The sequence below is a fragment of the Micromonospora sp. KC207 genome, from assembly GCF_004348615.1.
GTDB lineage: Bacteria > Actinomycetota > Actinomycetes > Mycobacteriales > Micromonosporaceae > Micromonospora.
The window spans coordinates 1-16,564 of sequence record NZ_SMKJ01000148.1 but is presented as its reverse complement, the minus strand read 5'-3'; the positions used below and the strand labels follow the sequence as shown (position 1 = coordinate 16,564).

Sequence of the window (16,564 nt, the reverse complement as noted above, 5' to 3'; positions counted from 1 at the left end):
GTCCAGGCCGACTGCGGCGACGGCGACACCGGCCGTGACGGTGGCGGCCAACGCGCCGAGCCAGGCGACCGCCCCTATCCAGCGGCGACGCCGCCGGGGCGCGCGCGCCGGAGTCGGTGCCGGCGCGGCGCGGGCGGCCCGGAACGCGGCCAGGGCCGCCTCCTCGCCTGCCAACTCGCCGGGGCGGGCCGGGGCCGCCGCCGCGGTGAGCAGTGCGGCCAGCGGGTCCTCAGCGGTTCGGCCGGTGCCGGACGCGCGGCCGTCGCGCGCCGCGTCGAGGAGGCGGTCGGACTCCGCCCGGTCGGCGGGCCGGTCCGACCGGTCGGGCTGCCGGAAGCTCATCGGTTTCCCCTCACGTCAACCGTCCGCCGGCTCGACGTACGGCGCGCCGGCCGCCGGCCGGCCAGGGCGGGGACGCGGCGGCGTCGCGCGCGAAGCGACATTCAGGGGCAGGTCCTGGCGGCGCATGAGCGTGGCGAGGCGGCGCAGCCCCCGGTGGGCGGCGGTGCGTACCGCCCCGGCCCGCCGGCCCAGCACCCGTCCGGCGCTCTCGGCGTCCAGGCCGATCACCGCGCGTAGCAGCACCGCCTCGGCCTCCCGGGGCGGGAGCGTGGCGATCAGCGCCAACGCGGCCTCGGTGCCGAGGGTCTCGCCGGCCCGTTCGGCCGTGTCGGCGTCGCCGGCCAGGTCGTTGAGCGCCTGCACCGGCACCGGAAGCGAGGGCCGTCGGCGCTGCCGGCGCAGGTGGTCCATGGCCCGGTTCCGGGCGATGGTGACGGTCCAGGCCCGGAACTCCCCACCCGTGAAGCTGGGCAGGTCGCGGGAGATCTGCAACCACGTCTCCGAGGCCACGTCCTCGGCGTCCGACGCGACCAGCGCCGTAAGATAGCGCAGCAGGCCGGGCTGAAGGCTGCGGTAGAGGAAGCGGAAGGCGTCCTCGTCGCCGGCCTGCGCCGCGACGACCGCCTCGTTCAGCTCACTCGTCACGTTCAGCTCACTCGTCATGAGTACGCCGCTCCCGCCGCCCGGAATCCGGCGGGCCGGCGCGCGCCGGCATCGACGAACCCGGCACCGACCTGGCCCGGTAGCCGGACCTCCTCCCGTACCATCAGCCCCCCGCTGACCCTGATCACGCCCGACACCGTACGCGCTCGGACGACATGTCCGGACCACCGCCCGGCGCGGCCGTCGGCGGGCACGCCCGGCCGGCAGGGCGGGCTGGCCCGGGCCGCGCTAACGGTAGGAGCGAGGTCTTGGGCGGGCAAGTCAATGTTTCGCAGGAGAAGAGTGAGAATTATCAAACGATGAGCACGGCGAGTCGATGTGACACAATCCGGGCCATGGACGCTGCCGGCGGTGCGGGCCGGGCGCGGAGCCCGTGACCGTAGCCGTTCACGCAGGCCACGGCGCTGTTACACACGGCGGGTGACGGCTGGTCGCGAGTCGATCACTGGGCATCCGGGGAGGGCGGCCCCCTACCGCTGCGGCCGCACCGGTGGTCCACCCCCATCGGCCGGAGCACGAGAATTGAGCAGCGCCCGCTCTGGGTACGGTATTGCTGTGTTGTCTTCGGGAGTCGTGCTCAGCGGTCGGTACCGCCTGGACGACCGTGTCGCCACCGGCGGCATGGGTGACGTCTGGCGGGCCACGGACCAGATCCTCGGCCGCCGGGTCGCGGTCAAGGTCCTGCTGCCGGCGCTGGTTTCCGACCCGGACTTCATCGCCCGGTTCCGCGCCGAGGCCCGCATCATGGCCGCCCTGCGGCACCCCGGCATCGTGCAGGTCTACGACTGCGGCGAGGACGACCTGCCCAGCGGCGAACGGGCCGACTACCTGGTGATGGAGTTCGTCGAGGGCGAGCCGCTGTCCAAGCGGATCGAGGCAGCGGGGCGCCTCGGCGTGGCCGAGACTATGTCGATCGTCGCCCAGGCCGCCCAGGCGCTGCACGCGGCGCACGCCGGCGGGATCGTCCACCGCGACGTCAAGCCGAGCAACCTGCTGGTGCAGGAGGACGGCACCGTCGTGCTGGTCGACTTCGGGGTGGCCCGGTCGACCAACGTCACGAGCATCACCAGCACCAACGCGGTGCCGGGCACCGCGCTTTACATGGCCCCCGAGCAGGCCGCCGGGCGGCCGGTCTCCGGGGCCACCGACATCTACGCCCTCGGGGCGGTAACCTACTGCTGCCTGACCGGCGGGCCGCCGTTCACCGGGGACAACCCGTTGCAGGTGGCCGTGCGGCACCTGGACGACGAGCCGCCGGAGCTGCCCGCCGACATTCCCGGTCCGGTGCGGGGCCTGGTGGCCCGGGCCCTGGCCAAGGACCCGGCGGCGCGGTACGCCAGCGGCGCGCAGATGTCGGAGGCCGCGCGGGCCACCATCGCGGACAGTTCGGCGCCCACCAGCACCGTGCCGGTGCCGCTGCGCGGGCCGACGGGCACCCGGGACGACGGGCTGGACAGCACCCGGGACGACCTGCCGCCGGTGCGGCTGACCGCCACCCCCCTGCGCTCCCCCGTCGGCCGCACCGGCCGGCGCGGCACCCTGGTCGGCGCGCTCGTGGCCGTGGCGGTGGCGGGGGTCGCGCTGGCCGCGGCGCTCGGCGCGGCGAACAGCGCGAACGCGCCCGCGACGAACTACCAGCCAACCGTCCCGGCGGCCGTTCCGACGCCAGGGTCCGACGGCTCGGCCGCCACCGAGGAGGCCGTGGTCGACCAGGACCGCAGGCTCCGAACGGGTGCGGGCCGCCCGTCGGGGTCGGTCACCGCGACGCCGACACCGCAGCCGAGCGGGTCGGCGACGCCGGAGCCGACCGGGCTGCCGCCGACCCGGCCCGTGGATCCGCCACCGACCACGGCGAGCACGCCGGCCAACCCGCCGGCCCAGGGGAACTGACTCCCCCCGGGCGGCCCCGCCACCTGACCCGACGGATCCGGCCGGGGGCGCCCGCCGTCCCATCGGCCCCACCTTTACCAAATCGGACTTAAGACCCAGAAGCTCACTTATGCTGACGAGAAAGTACGTTCCGTCGTCTGCTGCGGGAGCCGTGGGTGAGCGCTGAGAAATTGGTCGTCATCGGCCAGGGATACGTGGGCCTGCCGCTGGCCATGCGCGCCGTCGAGGCGGGCATGGACGTCGTCGGCCTCGACGTCAACGCCGACCGGGTCAAGCGGCTCGCCTCGGGCGAGTCCTTCGTCGAGGACATCCCGGCCGACCGGCTCGGCCGGGCGCTGGGCAGCGGCCGGTACCGCCCGAGCACCGAGTACGCCGACGCCGAGGGCTTCGACATCTGCGTGATCACCGTGCCCACCCCGCTGCGCGACGGCGTACCCGACCTGAGCTACGTCGAGCAGGCCGGCGACGGCATCGGCCCGTACGTGCGGCCGGGGTGCACGGTGGTCCTCGAGTCGACCACGTATCCCGGCACCACGGAGGAGTTGCTCCGGCCGCTGCTGGAGTCGGCCAGCGGGCTGACCGCCCCCGGCGACTTCCACCTCGGGTACAGCCCCGAGCGGATCGACCCCGGCAACCCCGTCTGGAAGCTGGAGAACACCCCGAAGGTGATCTCCGGCGTGGACGCGGCCTCCCGGGAGCGGGTCGACGCGTTCTACCGACGGCTCGTCGAGCGGACCGTGCCGGTGGACTCCACCCGGGTCGCCGAGCTGACCAAGCTGATCGAGAACACCTTCCGCCAGGTCAACATCGCGCTGATCAACGAGCTGACCATGCTCAGCCACCACCTCGACATCGACGTGTGGCAGGCGATCAAGGCCGCCGAGACCAAGCCCTTCGGGTTCATGCCGTTCCGCCCGGGCCCGGGCGTCGGCGGGCACTGCCTGCCCATCGACCCGTGCTACCTGTCCTGGCAGGTCAAGCGCCGGTTGGGGCGGCAGTTCCGGTTCATCGAGCTGGCCAACGACGTCAACCACGAGATGCCCGAGCACGTCACCCAGCGGATCATGAACGGGCTCAACCGGGCCGGCCGGGCGGTCAGCGGGGCCCGGCTGCTGCTGCTCGGGCTGGCGTACAAACCCAACACCGGCGACATGCGGGACTCCCCCGCCGTCGACGTGGCCCGCCGCCTGCAGGCCCTCGGCGCCGAGGTCCGGGCGGTCGAGCCGTACGCCGAGCCGCACCACCTGCCGGGCGGCGTGGTCGTGGTCGCCCTGACCGAACGCGAGGTCCGCGAGGCCGACGCCGTGGTGGTGGTGACCGACCACGACTGCCTCGACTACGACCTGGTGGTGCGGCACGCCCGGTACGTCTTCGACACCCGCAACCGCTGCCAGGGCCCGACGGTCGAGCGCCTCTGACGACGGGCCGCGCCACACGGCCCGCCCCGCGCGGGGCGGCCGGCGTCAAGAAGGGGCCCCTGCTCTACCGAAATCGTTAACAGGGGCCCCTCCTTGCTACTCCGCCCCCAGGGACTCCACGATCGGGCGGGCGAGGGCGCGGCGGGCCGGCAGGACGGACGCGGCCAGCGCGGCCAGCACCGCGACCGCGAGGATCAGCCCGAGCCGCCCCCACGGCAGCACCAGCGTGAACTCGCCGCTGAGGCGGGCGACCACCGCCATCGCACCCGCGCTGACGCCGGTGCCGAGGCCCACCCCGAGCACCGCGCCGACCAGCGCCATCAGCACCGCCTCGACGGCGAGCATCGCCCGCATCCGGCCCCGGGTCAGCCCGACCGCCCGCAGCACGGCGTTCTCCCGGGTGCGCTCGACCACCGACAGGCTGAGCGTGTTGGCCACCCCGACCAGGGCGATGACCACGGCCAGGCCGAGCAGGGCGACGACGAACGCCAGCAGCAGGTCGACCGTGCCGGTGAGCGACTTCTTGTACGCCGCCTGGTCCATCAGGTTCACCGTCGGGTACCGGGCCACCACCGACTCGACGGCCTCCCGGGCCCGCTCGGCGGGCACCCCGGCGGCCGGGTCGACCTCGGCGAGGAAGCCGCGCTCGGTCGGGAAGAGGCGGGCGAAGTCGACGTCAGCCACGTCGACCACGTGGCCGGCCGGAACCGTGCTGCCGACCAGCGCGGGCCCGTCGTCGGCGACGACGGCGGCCACCGTGAACGGCCGCCCGGCCAGGGTGACGCTGTCGCCGACCGCCCAGCCGCGCGCCCGGGCCAGCTCGCGGTGCACCAGCACCCGGCCCGGCCCCAACCGGCCGGCGTCGCCGGCGTCCACGGCGGTCAGGGTGCGCCCGACCAGCGCCGGGTGGGCGGCCCTCAACTCGATTCCGTCGCTGATCCGGCTGCGCTGCTCGTGCACGACGCCCAGCTCGCCGCGGGCCGCCAGTTCGTCGACGAGCGGCCGGGGCAGGTTCCCGCCCACGCCGACGACCAGGAAGTCGACGCCGATCTGCTGGTCCACGGCCCGCTCGATGCCGGCCTTGACGCTGCCCGCCCCGACCACGAACGCGGACACCAGGCCGATGCCGATGACCAGGGCGGTGGAGGTCGCGGCGATCCGGCGCGGGTTGCGCACCGCGTTCGCCACGGCCAGGCCGGCGGTCGCCCCGAACAGCCGACGCGCCGGGACGCCGAACACCAGCACCAGCGCCGGCACCAGCACCGGCCCGAGCAGCACGATGCCGAAGAACGCCAGCACCCCGCCGGCCGCGACCAGTGGCACCTGACCGACGGCCCCGGCCGACGCCAGCGCGGCCAGCCCGGCGGCTAGGACCAGCCCGCCCATGGCCAGCCGGACCCGGCCGGCCCGGCGGGTGGGCTGCACCGCCGCGTCGGTGAGCGCGGCCACCGGCGCGACCCCGGTACCCCGCCAGGCGGGCACGGCGGCGGAGCCCACGGTGAGCGCGGTGCCCAGCAGCAGGCAGGACAGCACGGTCGGCGCGGTGACTGCGATCCCGCCGCCGGACATCGGCACGTCGAACGCGGACATCAGGGCGTCCAGGCCGACGGCGAGGCCGGCGCCGGCCGCCACGCCGAGCGCCGAGGCGGCCAGCCCGGTCACCGCCGCCTCCAGCAGGGTCGCCCGTAACACCTGCCCCCGGGTCGCGCCGACCAGCCGCAGCAGCGCCGTGCGTCGGGTGCGCTGGGCGAGCACGATGGCGAAGGTGTTGGCGATGACGAACCCGGCCACCACCACCGCCACGGCCGCGAAGGTGAGCAGGAGCAGGTTGAACTGCCTCAGGTCGCGAACCGCGTCGTCGACGGCGGCGTCGAGGATCGCCTGCCGCCCCTTCACCGTCACGCCGCCGCCGGCCACGGCCGCCACCCGCGCGGCCAGCTCCGCCGCCGGGACGCCCGGCACGGCGGCCACCATGATCCGCCCGTAGCCCTGCTGCTGCGACACGGCCAGAGCGTCGGGCCCGGCCAGGCCGATGAACGGCCCGCCGACGTCCCGGGAGGTGCCGGCCACGTCGACCGTGCCGACCAGGGTGTACGGGCGGGCCGCCGCGGCGCTGCCGCCCACGCTCACCGGCCCGCCGAGGGTAAACCCCTCCTCGGCGACGGTGGGCGCGTCGAGGACCACCTCGCCCGGGCGCTGCGGCAGCCGCCCGGCCACCACGTCGTACGACTGGAGGGCCGCCTCGGTGGGGATCGCGACGACGACGGCGTACCCGAGGACTGGCCTGCCGTCGGAGCCGACGACCCCGGCGGTGCCGGTCAGCTCCCCGGCCGCCGCGCTCACCCCGTCCACCGCGCGCACCCGCTCCACCAGGGCGGGCGGGATCGGGTTCCGCCCGGCGTACACGGCGAGGTCGGTGTGCCGGTCGAAGACGCCGGCCCGGTCGTACGCGCCGCGCTTCATCCCGTCGGTGAGGGTCAGCGTGCCGGCGACGAACGCGACGCCGAGCACGACGGCCAGCGCGGACAGCAGCAGCCGCAGCGCGTCGGCGCGCATGGTGCGCAGGGTCAGCCTGATCATCGCCGGACCACCGTTCCCGCCGCGGCCGGGGCCGGGTCGAGGTGGGCGAGCGCGTCGAGGACGGCCTCGGCGGTCGGCGCGGCCAACTCGCGGAACAGTCGGCCGTCGGCGAGGAAGACCACCCGGTCGGCGTGGCTCGCGGCGACCGGGTCGTGGGTCACCATCACCACGGTCTGTCCGAGCGTGTCGACGGCCTCGCGCAGCAGCCGCAGCACCTCCGCGCCCGAGCGGGAGTCGAGGTTGCCGGTGGGTTCGTCGGCGAAGATCACCCACGGCTTGGTGATCAGGGCGCGGGCGACGGCGACCCGCTGCTGCTGGCCGCCGGAGAGCTCGGCGGGCCGGTGCCGCAGCCGGTCGGCCAGCCCGACGGCGGCGACCACCTGCCGCAACCAGCCCGGGTCGGGGCGGCGCCCGGCGATGGCCAGGGGCAGCACGATGTTCTCCGCGGCCGTCAGCGCGGGCAGCAGGTTGAACTTCTGGAAGACGAAGCCGACCCGGTCGCGGCGCAGCAGGGTGAGCCGCCGGTCGTCGAGCCGGCCGACGTCGGCGTCGCCGATGCGCACCGCTCCGGCGGTGGGCCGGTCCAGGCCGGCGAGGCAGTGCATGAGGGTGGACTTGCCGGAGCCGGACGGGCCCATGATGGCGGTGAACCGGCCGGCGGCGAAGTCGACGTCGACGCCGTCGAGGGCGACGACCCGGGCCTGGCCGGCGCCGTACTCCTTGCGCAGGGCGCAGGCGGTGACCGCGACGCCGGCGGGGGCGAACGCGGGAGGTGGTACGGACACGTTGGGGCTCCCCGTGAAGGCGGTGGCTGGAACGCCCTCGACGCTATGGGCGGCATCGACGCGCCGCGTCCGCCCGAGTGCTCGATCCCCGTGCGCCCGAAGGCGTCCCGACGGCGCGTGGCCGTACGACCTGGGTCGTACCCGCCGTCAGCTCCCGGGGGTGACCAGGCCGCTCTCGTACGCCAGGACCACCGCCTGCACGCGGTCGCGGAGTCGGAGCTTGGCCAGGATCCGCCCGACGTGGGTCTTCACGGTCGCCTCGGCGACGTGCACCCGGGCGGCGATCTCGGCGTTGGACAGGCCCTGCGCCACCAGCAGGAGGACCTCGCGTTCCCGTTCGGTGAGCTGGGCCAGCCGGGGGTCGGCGGCGGGGCCGGGGCCGAACTGGCCGGCGAACCGGTCGAGCAACCGGCGGGTGATCGACGGGGCCACCACGGAGTCGCCCTCGGCGACCACCCGGATCGCGGCGAGCAGCTCCTCCGGCGGCACGTTCTTCAGCAGGAAGCCGCTCGCGCCGGCCTGAAGGGCGGCGAACGCGTCGTCCTCGGTGTCGAAGGTGGTGAGCACCAGCACCCGGGGCCGGTCGCCGGGCCGGTCGGCGCAGATCCTCCGGGTGGCCTCCACCCCGTCCATGGTCGGCATCCGGACGTCCATCACCACCACGTCGGCCTCGACGCGGTCGAGCACCCGCAGCGCGTCGGCGCCGTCGATGGCCTCGCCGACCACGGTCAGGTCGGGCTGGGAGTCCAGCACCATCCGGAAACCCGCGCGCACCAGCGCCTGGTCGTCCACGATCACCACACGGACCGTCATGCCGCCACCTCCGCCCCCGTGCTCGACGGTAGCGGCAGCCGCGCCTCGACCTGCCACCCCCCGGCCACCCTCGGGCCGGCGGTGAGGCTGCCGTCGTACACCGTCACCCGCTCGCGCATGCCGACCAGGCCGTGACCGCCGGACGGCGCGGGGCGAACCACCGGCCGGCCGCGCCCGTCGTCGACGGCCCGGACCACGACGGCGTCGGCGGTATGGGCGAGACTCAACGCGACGGTCGCGCCGACCCCGGCGTGCTTGAGGGCGTTGGTCAGCGCCTCCTGCACCACCCGGTACACGGTCAGCTCCAGCCCCGGCGGCAGGGACGGCGGCTCGCCGGTGACCGTCGCGTCGATGCGCAGCCCGGCGGCGCGGAACCGGTCCAGCAGCTCGGGCAGCTCCACCAACGCCGGCCGCCGATGCGCCGGCTCCGCCGACAGCCCCGCAGGCCCCGCGCCGTCGGGCCCGATTGCCGGCTCGGGGGCGCTGGTCTCCCGCAGCACCCCGACCAGGCGGCGCATCTCCTCCAGCGCCTGCCGACCGGTGTCTGCGACCACCCGCACCGCTTCCCGGGCGGTCTGCGGGTCCCGGTCGAACAGGTAGCGGGCCCCGTCCGCCTGCACGATCATCACGGCCATGCTGTGCGCCACCACGTCGTGCAGCTCGCGGGCGATGCGGGTGCGTTCCTCGGCCACCGCCGCGCGGGCCTCGGCCTCCCGCTCCCGTTCCAGGGTCGCGGCCCGTTCCTCCAGGGTGAGCACGTAGAGCCGGTGGGTGCGCACGTTCAGCCCCATGAGCCAGACCGCGCCGGTGACCAGCGCGAGCCAGATCGCCGAGGCCCACCAGGCGACGGTGCCCTCGACCTGGAGCGCGGCCAGCACCACGCCGACGGCGGCGACGGCACCGGCGACGATGCCGTCGCGCAGCCGGTCGGCGTACTTCACCACGCTGTACAGGGCGATCAGCACGGCCACGTCGAAGGCCAACGGTCCCCAGCCGGCGGCCACCTGGACGCCGGCGAGCACGGCGACCACCGCCGTCACCGCCAAGGGATGGGTACGCCGCAGCAGCAGGGCCGCGGCCATCGCCGCCCCGACCCCGGTGGCCCACCAGCCGCCGCGCTGGTTGGCCGTCGCGGCCAGGCCGACCAGCACCACGAAGCCGGAGACCGCCACGTCGAAGGCCACGGTGCGTAGCGGTCGACTGGACAGGATGCGCCTCACGGTCACCCAGCGTACGGGTCGACGGCAATCGCGCGGGCATGGCGGCGGTTGGGTGTACAGGAGTCGCGTCCGCCGTCGTTGATACCTCTCGACGCGTGACTTTCAGATTCATGTTCCGCCGTATCCGGGAATTGCCACCTCCCCGGCAAATGCGGACGCCTTTTGAGCAATCGACAATCTCGACTGTTCCATTTACGGCGACCGCTGTCATACAGTTGCCGAGCGGGTCGCCGAACAATTATCCACCACTCGACCGACCCACCACCACCTGTCGAAAGGGAATCAGCATGAGAATCACGCTGGCACGTCCACGCCCGCGGCGCACGGCCCGCCTGCTGTTCGGTGCCCTGATGACCGCCGCGCTGGCGTTCTCACTGAGCGGCACCGCCACGGCGGCGGTCGACAAGGGCGGCATGACCGCGAACAGCCGCACCGACGTCTACATCAAGGACATCTCGTCGGACACGGGGCTCGAGCCGCACGGTGCCATCTACTCGTCGTTCTTCAACAGCCCGGACGTCAAGATCTGCCCCAACGGGATCGAGTGCCTCTCGCACACGAACCCGGTCGTCGGGTCGACGAGCTACATTTTCGTGAACCTGCGAAACAATGGCCCGTACGGTTCCGGAATCAGCAACGGGACGCTGAGGGCGTACTACACCACCTCCGGTGGCGGCGCGAACTGGCCGGCGCACTGGACGCCGATCGGGTCGAAGACCCTGCCGGTCGCGCCCGGGGTCACCACGACGTCGATCGCGTGGCCGAACGTGCCCTCCCTCGGGCACTTCTGCCTCCTGCTGCGCTGGGAGTCGGCGACCGACCCGATGCTGTTCGAGGGCACCGCGACCTCCATCAACACGCAGTACAACAACAACATCGCCTGGAAGAACGCCAACACCGTTTCGGCGGGCGGCGGCGTGGTCAGCGACCGGCCGTTCGCCCTGGCGAACGCGCTGGCCGAGCCGGCCCCGTTCGACATCGCGTTCCGCCCGCTCGGCGAGCCGGTGCCGGGGGTCAAGATCGTCGCCGACCTCGGGCCGGAGCTGTTCGAGCGCTGGCGGGCCGCCGGTGGGCAGGGTGAGGGCATCCAGGTGGTCGGCAGGACCTCGGTGCAGGTCGTCGACCCGTACAAGGCCCAGATCAAGGGCCTGCTGATCAAGCCGGAGGAGCGGCCCGTGGTGAAGCTGAGCTTCGCCACCGGCGAGACGCTGCAGAAGGCGTACACCCTCCAGGTCGTCCAGGTCGGCCCGGCGCGCAGGCTCGGGGAGAGCTACGACGTCGGCGGCGTGGACTACACCTTCCAGCCCGGCCGGGGCTGACCGAGGGGGACGGTGGGCCGGAGGCCGGGATCGCCCCGGTCGCCGGCCCACCGGCACGACCGGCTGACCGCCGCCGCCACGGAATCGCGGCGGCGGTCAGTCGCGCCACGGGCCGGGAACCGGGGCGACGACCCGGGCTCCAACCCTGGACCGGCAGCGGCGGCCCCTGCCGGACGCGTCACGGCAGGGTGACCGGCAGGCGGTACCGGCGGCCCGTGCCCGTGGCCGTGCGCAGGTGGATCTCGCCCGTGCGCAGCCCGTAGGTCACCGACCAGCGGGTGTGGCCCTGCCGGACGTCGTTGAGCAGCTCCAGCGCCGCCCGGTCGTCGACCACCCCGCCGGTTCTGGCCAGGGCGGCGGCGAGCAGCCCGTAGCGGTGGTCGGTGCGCCGGCGCTCCTCGGGTACGCCGATCACGGGCACGTTGGTCAGCGCCTGCCAGCCACCCCGCCCCTTCTCGACCCGCATCGTGCCGTCGACGAACTCGACCACGGCCGAGGCGCCGGTGGCGTCGGCGAGCAGATAGTGCAGCGGCGGCCCCCCGTCGAAGTCGAGGTTGTGCCGGCCGAAGACGGCGACGGCCTCGTCCACCGTGGCGGCCTGGTCGAGCACCAGCCGCAGGATGCGTACCGAACCGACCGTGGGCCGACCCGCCTCGGCGCGGACGGTGGCGCCGTCGTCGGCGGCCAGCCCGACGGCCAGCCCGCGCTCGTTCATGCCGTCGAATGGCAGCAGAGGCGCGTTGAGCAGCCGGCGGTCCCCGGTGGGGTCGGCCCCGACGCCGAGGTAGGACATGTCCACCAGGGAGATCGTGGCGTACCCGTCCGGCGGGTCGGTGCGCAGCACCAGGGCCGGGTTGGCCTCCCAGTCGAAGTTGCGGGCGAACAGTGGCCGGCTCGGGTCGCCCGACGCGGCGAAAAGCGAGCAGCCGAACGGGCTGGGCGGCGCGGCGTCGGTGCCGACGGTCGGGTCGTAGTCGCCGACGAAGGTCATTTCCCACATCGGCAGGTCGTCGACCCGGCGCAGGCTGGCCAGGGTGCGGTCGGCCTCGGCCGCGTCCTGCCGCGACGCGGTGGGCGTGCCGGCGGGCGTGCCCGCGGGCGTCGGCCCAGCGACGGCGGTGGGCTCGGGGCCGGAGCAGGCGGTGACGGTGAGCAGCAGGGCCAGACCGGCCCCCAAAAAGGTCCTACGCATGATTGCTGAACGCTAGGTCAGCCATCGGCCGTTGTCTACCACGGCCGGGCGGCCAGGGGCGGCGGCCGGCCGGGCGGCGGCCGGCCGGGCGGCGGCCGGAGTGTCTGGTCACAGCAGCGCGGCGGGTCGCCGGGGTGGCCGTGCCGCTGGGCCGGTTCCTGGCCGCCGGTGCCCTGCTCGCGGTGGCCGCCACGTTCGCCGGCGTGGGCGCGTTGCCGCTCACTGCCTGACCGACCGCCACCTCGGTGTCACTTGCGCTGCGGGACAGGTGCCCCAGCCGGGTCAGCTCGGCGCGCAGGTCGCGGTGGTTGAATTTCGCCGTTGTAGCAGAGCAGCAGGCGCTCGTCGGCGGAGACCCAGGGCTGCACCGCCCGCGCCCGGTCCACGATGCGCAGCCGGCGGGTGCCGGCGAGCAGGTTGGCCTCCCGGCGGGTCTCGGTCACCTCGCCGCGCGGGGCGAGGACGGCCAGCATCCGCCGGAAGGTGGCCGGGTCGGCTCGGGGCCGATGCTCAGGGCGATGCCGCACACGGCTCAGACCCCCATCTCGGCCTCGTACGCGCGGCGGTACCGCGCCCGGGCGGCGGGCGCGAGGCACAAATGCCAGGCCTGCCCCTCGTCGACCACGTTGATCTCCCCGGCCTGTTGCCGGGCCAGCAGCAGGCCGGCCAGGACGTCCCGGGCACCGAACCGCTGGAACCACGCCACCTCCACGTCGGCCGCGTAGCCGAGGCAGTGGCCGCTGGGCACCATCGCGGTGTAGCCGAGGCGACGTAGCTGGTGCTGGTGCTCGGCGCTACGGACCAGACTGGTCACCCACAGCGGCGGGGTGCCGGGCGGGGCGCTGCGGGCGAACTCGCGGCCGATGTCGTTGAGCAGGGCGATCACCTCGCGCCGGGCCCGGCAGAACCTCAGCCCGGCGGTGCGTGGCCGGGCGTCCGGGAGCAGCCGGCGGCGTACCGCCCGCACGCTTCGGCCGACGATGGTGGCGCACTGCCCCTGGTAGCGGAAGCGGAGCAGGTCGCGGCGGCGCAGCCACTCCAGGTCGACCAGGTCGGTGCTGGTGTGGACCTGCGCGTCGGTCATGAAGGCGGCGGCGTCGCGCCACCACATCACGTCGATCCGGGAGAGCAGGTAGATCCTTACCAGAGCGGCCAGGTCGCCGGCGGAGCTGCGCGCGTTGGGCTGGTAGCGGGCCATCTCCAGCAGCAGCGTCTCCCGGGCGCCGACGAAGCCCTGAGCGGTGGCGTCGAACACCGCGGCGATCGCCGGCTCGCGCAGCCGCTCGTCGAGCAACACCTGTCGGGCCCCCGCCGAGTCCGGGTCGGCGAGCGCGCCGACCTCGACCAGCAGGTCCGTCACGGCGGCCCGGTAGGCGTCGAGGTCCGCCGTCGGTGGGGCCGGGCGGGGGGCGACGCCCCGCGGCACACTCCGCGCCGGGGCGGTGGAGGCGACGGACGTGCCGGGCTGCTGGCCGGGGTTTCGGCTGGGCACTCGCATGGTCGGGTCCCCTCTCCCGGTACGACACGGCGTGCTTACCTCGAAACACACCGTAATCACAAGAAGCCGGGAGCGGCCGAACAATCTTCCTATCTCCCCCGAATGCGCGCGGCGGGCCCTCTCCGGGCCCGCACGGCAGCCGCCGCACCGCTCGCCAACCGGCTGACTTGGCCCGGCGACGCGTCGACGGATGACGGACTCGACTACCTGCGCGTTCGCCGTTGAGCACGCGCCAGGGGCCGGGCGGCCGGCGTTGTCGCCGCCGCGTGGAGCTGGACGGCCGGGGTGGGTGCGGCACCCCGGCCGTCCGCCCGGGCCTCGATTCCGGTCGGAAGAGGCCCTGACCAGTTTCGCCGAACGTCGTCGATCCCGCAGCCCCTTCACCGACCGAGCAGGCGGCGGACGGGATTCACGACAGGCGGCAAGGATCGGGCGCAGGACGGCCGGGTTCGCGGTGGGCCGGCCGAAAGCGCCGTGACCTGCCACCTGCCGCGTCGCGCCGAGGGCCGCCGGCCGGGGCGCGGCGGGCGACCCCCGTCACCGGCTCCTCGCCGTAACCGGCCACGTAGGACTGGTTCAACGGGTTGCGGCCGAACAGGTAGCCGTAGGCGGCGTAGGCCCCGGAGCGGTACTTCTGCTGGCCGGTGAAGTCGAAGGCGAGGGCCAGGACGTTGCCGTTGTTGGCGACGGTGCCGTTGGAACCCCAGTAGTACGTCCCGTCGCCGCTGCCCGGGGCCGGGTAGCCCTACCTGGCGGTCTGGGTCAGCAGCCGGCCGGCGAAGGCCACGATCGCAGCCCGGGTGGCGGTGATGTCGGCGGCCGGCAGGCCGGTCGGCACCAGGGCCAGGGTGGTGTCGCCGAGCCCACCGGTCCAGTTCCAGTCGTAGCCGTGGGTGGTGAAGCTGGCGCCCTTGTAGTAGGACGAGCCGGTCACGTCGGCGCGGTAGCCGGCCGCCCCCGTGGTGGCGTACAACTCGGCCGCCGCCCAGTAGAACTCGTCACCCACGTTGGTGTCCTCGTACGCGCCGCCGCCGGTGTTGTCCGCGGCCGGCGCCAGCCGGTTCGGGTTGGCCTTCGCCGCGGCCTGTTGGCCTGCTCGGGGATCGCCAGCGTGCCGTCGGCGAGCCCGGCCCGGTCGGCCCCGGCCACGTGCAGGGCACGTTCGTGGATGTTCTGTAGCTGCCAGGTGGCCAGACCGCCGTTGACGACGTACTTGCCATGGTCGCCGGCGTCGTACCAGCCGCCACGCACGTCGAGGGTGTAGCCGCAGGAGGTGCGGCAGGGCAACGCGTTGTCGCCCTGGTTGGGGGCGACGTTGACGTGCCCGGCGGGACGGGAGTACCGGGTGCCGAGTACCGCGATTCGATCGGGGTGCCGCTGCGCTGGTGGTAGAAGAACGCCAGCGCGTCATTGCGCAGCTTGCGCACCGCGTCGGCGGAGATGTCGAAGGGGTGGCTGCTGTTCCCACCGACCGCGAGCACGTAGCCGCTGCCCAGGGTGTCGTAGGCGGAGAAGTCGGCGACGTGGGCGCTGTCGCCGGAGAGGGCGTCGGTGGCGCGTACGTCCGGGGTGGGCGTCGGGTGACCGCCTGCCGGACCTGCCCAGCGCGAAGCCGCCGGGCGGTCGGGCAGACCGTCGACGGGAGCGCTGGGGCCCAGCCTAGGCCATTGCCGCCCAGGAAACCTTCGCCGACCGACGTCGGGCCACCCGCGTCGTGAACGTAATGGGGACGACGTTGTGCAGGTCGCCGCAGCGGGCCGGCCGGGGTGATGAAAAGCTTTGCCCATGAGTTCCGCACCCGCACGGCAGGATCCCCCGACCGACCCGCACTCCCCCGGCGTCGATGACGAGGCGAGCGCCTTCACCGACCTCGGGTTGCGTGCCGAACTGCTCGGCGCGCTGTCCGCCCTCGGCTACGAGGAGCCGACGCCGATCCAACGAGAGGCGATCCCTCCCCTGCTGGCCGGCCGGGACCTGCTCGGCCAAGCCGCCACCGGCACCGGCAAGACGGCCGCCTTCGCGCTGCCGCTGCTACAGCGGATGCCGGCTGGGCGGGCCGGCGGAGAGCCGGTGGCGCTGGTGCTGGTGCCCACCCGGGAGCTGGCGGTGCAGGTGTCGGAGGCGTTCCACCGCTACGGCAAGGACCTGGGCGCGCGGGTGCTGCCGATCTACGGCGGCCAGCCGATCGGCCGGCAGCTACGCGCCCTGGACCTGGGGGTGGACGTGGTGGTGGCGACCCCGGGCCGCGCGCTGGACCACATCGCCCGGGGCACCCTGCGGCTGGGCGGCCTCGCCACGGTGGTGCTGGACGAGGCCGACGAGATGCTCGACATGGGCTTCGCCGAGGACATCGAGGCGATCCTGGAGCACGCCCCGCAGCAGCGCCAGACGGTGCTGTTCTCGGCGACCATGCCGTCGCGGATCGACGGGATGGCCCGTCAGCACCTGACCGACCCGGTACGCATCCAGATCGGCCGGGAGCAGCAGGTGGCCGGCGAGACGCCCCGGGTGCGGCAGAGCGCGTACATCGTGGCGCGGGCGCACAAGCCGGCGGCGCTGGGCCGGGTGCTGGACGTGGAGTCGCCCACCGCGGCTATCGTCTTCTGCCGCAGCAGGGAGGAGGTGGACCGGCTCACCGAGACGATGAACGGCCGGGGCTACCGCGCCGAGGCGTTGCACGGCGGGATGAGCCAGGAGCAGCGGGACCGGGTGATGGGCCGGCTACGCGCCGGCACCGCGGATCTGCTGGTGGCTACCGACGTGGCGGCCCGGGGCCTGGACGTCGAGCAGCTCACCCATGTGGTCAACTACGACGTGCCGTCGGCCCCGGAGTCGTACGTGCAC

At 74.3% G+C, this 16,564-nt stretch carries 13 protein-coding genes and 4 pseudogenes; 4 read left to right on the top strand and 13 right to left on the bottom strand.

The window, feature by feature from the left end; genetic code table 11:
* The 3 genes and pseudogenes from E1258_RS19040 to E1258_RS35455 form a co-directional block, all read right to left on the bottom strand.
* Positions 1-342, bottom strand: a pseudogene (locus E1258_RS19040) (hypothetical protein); the annotation flags it as partial.
* Positions 343-357: 15 nt separating this feature from the next.
* Positions 358-1,005, bottom strand: coding sequence for an RNA polymerase sigma factor (locus tag E1258_RS19035; protein WP_371688642.1), 648 nt, complete (start codon positions 1,003-1,005; stop codon positions 358-360).
* A complete protein-coding gene (locus E1258_RS35455) occupies positions 1,002-1,133 on the bottom strand; it encodes a hypothetical protein (protein WP_256371018.1) in 132 nt (43 codons plus the stop codon). Before E1258_RS35455 ends, E1258_RS19035 begins: the two co-directional genes overlap by 4 nt.
* Before the next feature lie 427 nt (positions 1,134-1,560).
* Between E1258_RS35455 and E1258_RS19030 the strand changes: the two genes are divergently transcribed.
* Positions 1,561-2,895 (top strand): serine/threonine-protein kinase, encoded by a 1,335-nt coding sequence (locus E1258_RS19030; protein WP_132403035.1) that lies wholly within the window; start codon positions 1,561-1,563, stop codon positions 2,893-2,895.
* 155 nt (positions 2,896-3,050) lie between these two features.
* Complete coding sequence (locus tag E1258_RS19025) at positions 3,051-4,313, top strand: nucleotide sugar dehydrogenase (protein WP_132403032.1); 1,263 nt, start codon at positions 3,051-3,053, stop codon at positions 4,311-4,313.
* Between the two features lie 96 nt (positions 4,314-4,409).
* Here E1258_RS19025 and E1258_RS19020 read toward each other — a convergent pair whose 3' ends face one another.
* The 4 genes from E1258_RS19020 to E1258_RS19005 all read right to left on the bottom strand — a co-directional run bounded on the left by E1258_RS19020 (position 4,410) and on the right by E1258_RS19005 (position 9,717).
* Positions 4,410-6,893 (bottom strand): ABC transporter permease, encoded by a 2,484-nt coding sequence (locus E1258_RS19020; protein WP_132403029.1) that lies wholly within the window; start codon positions 6,891-6,893, stop codon positions 4,410-4,412.
* Entirely contained in the window at positions 6,890-7,678 is a 789-nt protein-coding gene (locus E1258_RS19015; RefSeq protein ID WP_132403026.1) for an ABC transporter ATP-binding protein, read from the bottom strand. Before E1258_RS19015 ends, E1258_RS19020 begins: the two co-directional genes overlap by 4 nt.
* A 147-nt stretch (positions 7,679-7,825) precedes the next feature.
* On the bottom strand, positions 7,826-8,491 hold the full coding sequence (locus E1258_RS19010; RefSeq protein ID WP_132403024.1) for a response regulator transcription factor: 666 nt from the start codon (positions 8,489-8,491) through the stop codon (positions 7,826-7,828).
* Positions 8,488-9,717, bottom strand: a complete 1,230-nt coding sequence (locus tag E1258_RS19005) for a sensor histidine kinase (RefSeq protein ID WP_132403021.1) — start codon at positions 9,715-9,717, stop codon at positions 8,488-8,490. Before E1258_RS19005 ends, E1258_RS19010 begins: the two co-directional genes overlap by 4 nt.
* Positions 9,718-9,998: 281 nt before the next feature.
* Between E1258_RS19005 and E1258_RS19000 the strand changes: the two genes are divergently transcribed.
* Positions 9,999-11,030 (top strand): hypothetical protein, encoded by a 1,032-nt coding sequence (locus E1258_RS19000; protein WP_132403018.1) that lies wholly within the window; start codon positions 9,999-10,001, stop codon positions 11,028-11,030.
* 178 nt (positions 11,031-11,208) lie between these two features.
* Here the strand turns inward: E1258_RS19000 and E1258_RS18995 are convergent, their stop codons facing one another.
* The 6 genes and pseudogenes from E1258_RS18995 to E1258_RS34960 form a co-directional block, all read right to left on the bottom strand.
* Positions 11,209-12,222 (bottom strand): carcinine hydrolase/isopenicillin-N N-acyltransferase family protein, encoded by a 1,014-nt coding sequence (locus tag E1258_RS18995; RefSeq protein ID WP_132403015.1) that lies wholly within the window; start codon positions 12,220-12,222, stop codon positions 11,209-11,211.
* A gap of 232 nt (positions 12,223-12,454) precedes the next feature.
* Positions 12,455-12,751: pseudogene (locus tag E1258_RS18990) on the bottom strand (asparagine synthetase B); the annotation flags it as partial.
* Between the two features lie 3 nt (positions 12,752-12,754).
* On the bottom strand, positions 12,755-13,720 hold the full coding sequence (locus E1258_RS18985; RefSeq protein ID WP_132403012.1) for a DUF5715 family protein: 966 nt from the start codon (positions 13,718-13,720) through the stop codon (positions 12,755-12,757).
* Between the two features lie 409 nt (positions 13,721-14,129).
* Positions 14,130-14,423 (bottom strand): annotated as a pseudogene (locus tag E1258_RS33995) (glycoside hydrolase family 9 protein); the annotation flags it as partial.
* A 42-nt stretch (positions 14,424-14,465) separates the two neighbouring features.
* Positions 14,466-14,777 (bottom strand): glycoside hydrolase family 9 protein, encoded by a 312-nt coding sequence (locus E1258_RS33990; protein WP_243715549.1) that lies wholly within the window; start codon positions 14,775-14,777, stop codon positions 14,466-14,468.
* A 155-nt stretch (positions 14,778-14,932) separates the two neighbouring features.
* Positions 14,933-15,007, bottom strand: a pseudogene (locus E1258_RS34960) (glycoside hydrolase family 9 protein); the annotation flags it as partial.
* 498 nt (positions 15,008-15,505) lie between these two features.
* Here E1258_RS34960 and E1258_RS18975 point away from each other — a divergent pair.
* Positions 15,506-16,564 (top strand): DEAD/DEAH box helicase (locus E1258_RS18975; protein ID WP_132403009.1); only part of this gene is annotated, 1,059 nt, incomplete at its 3' end.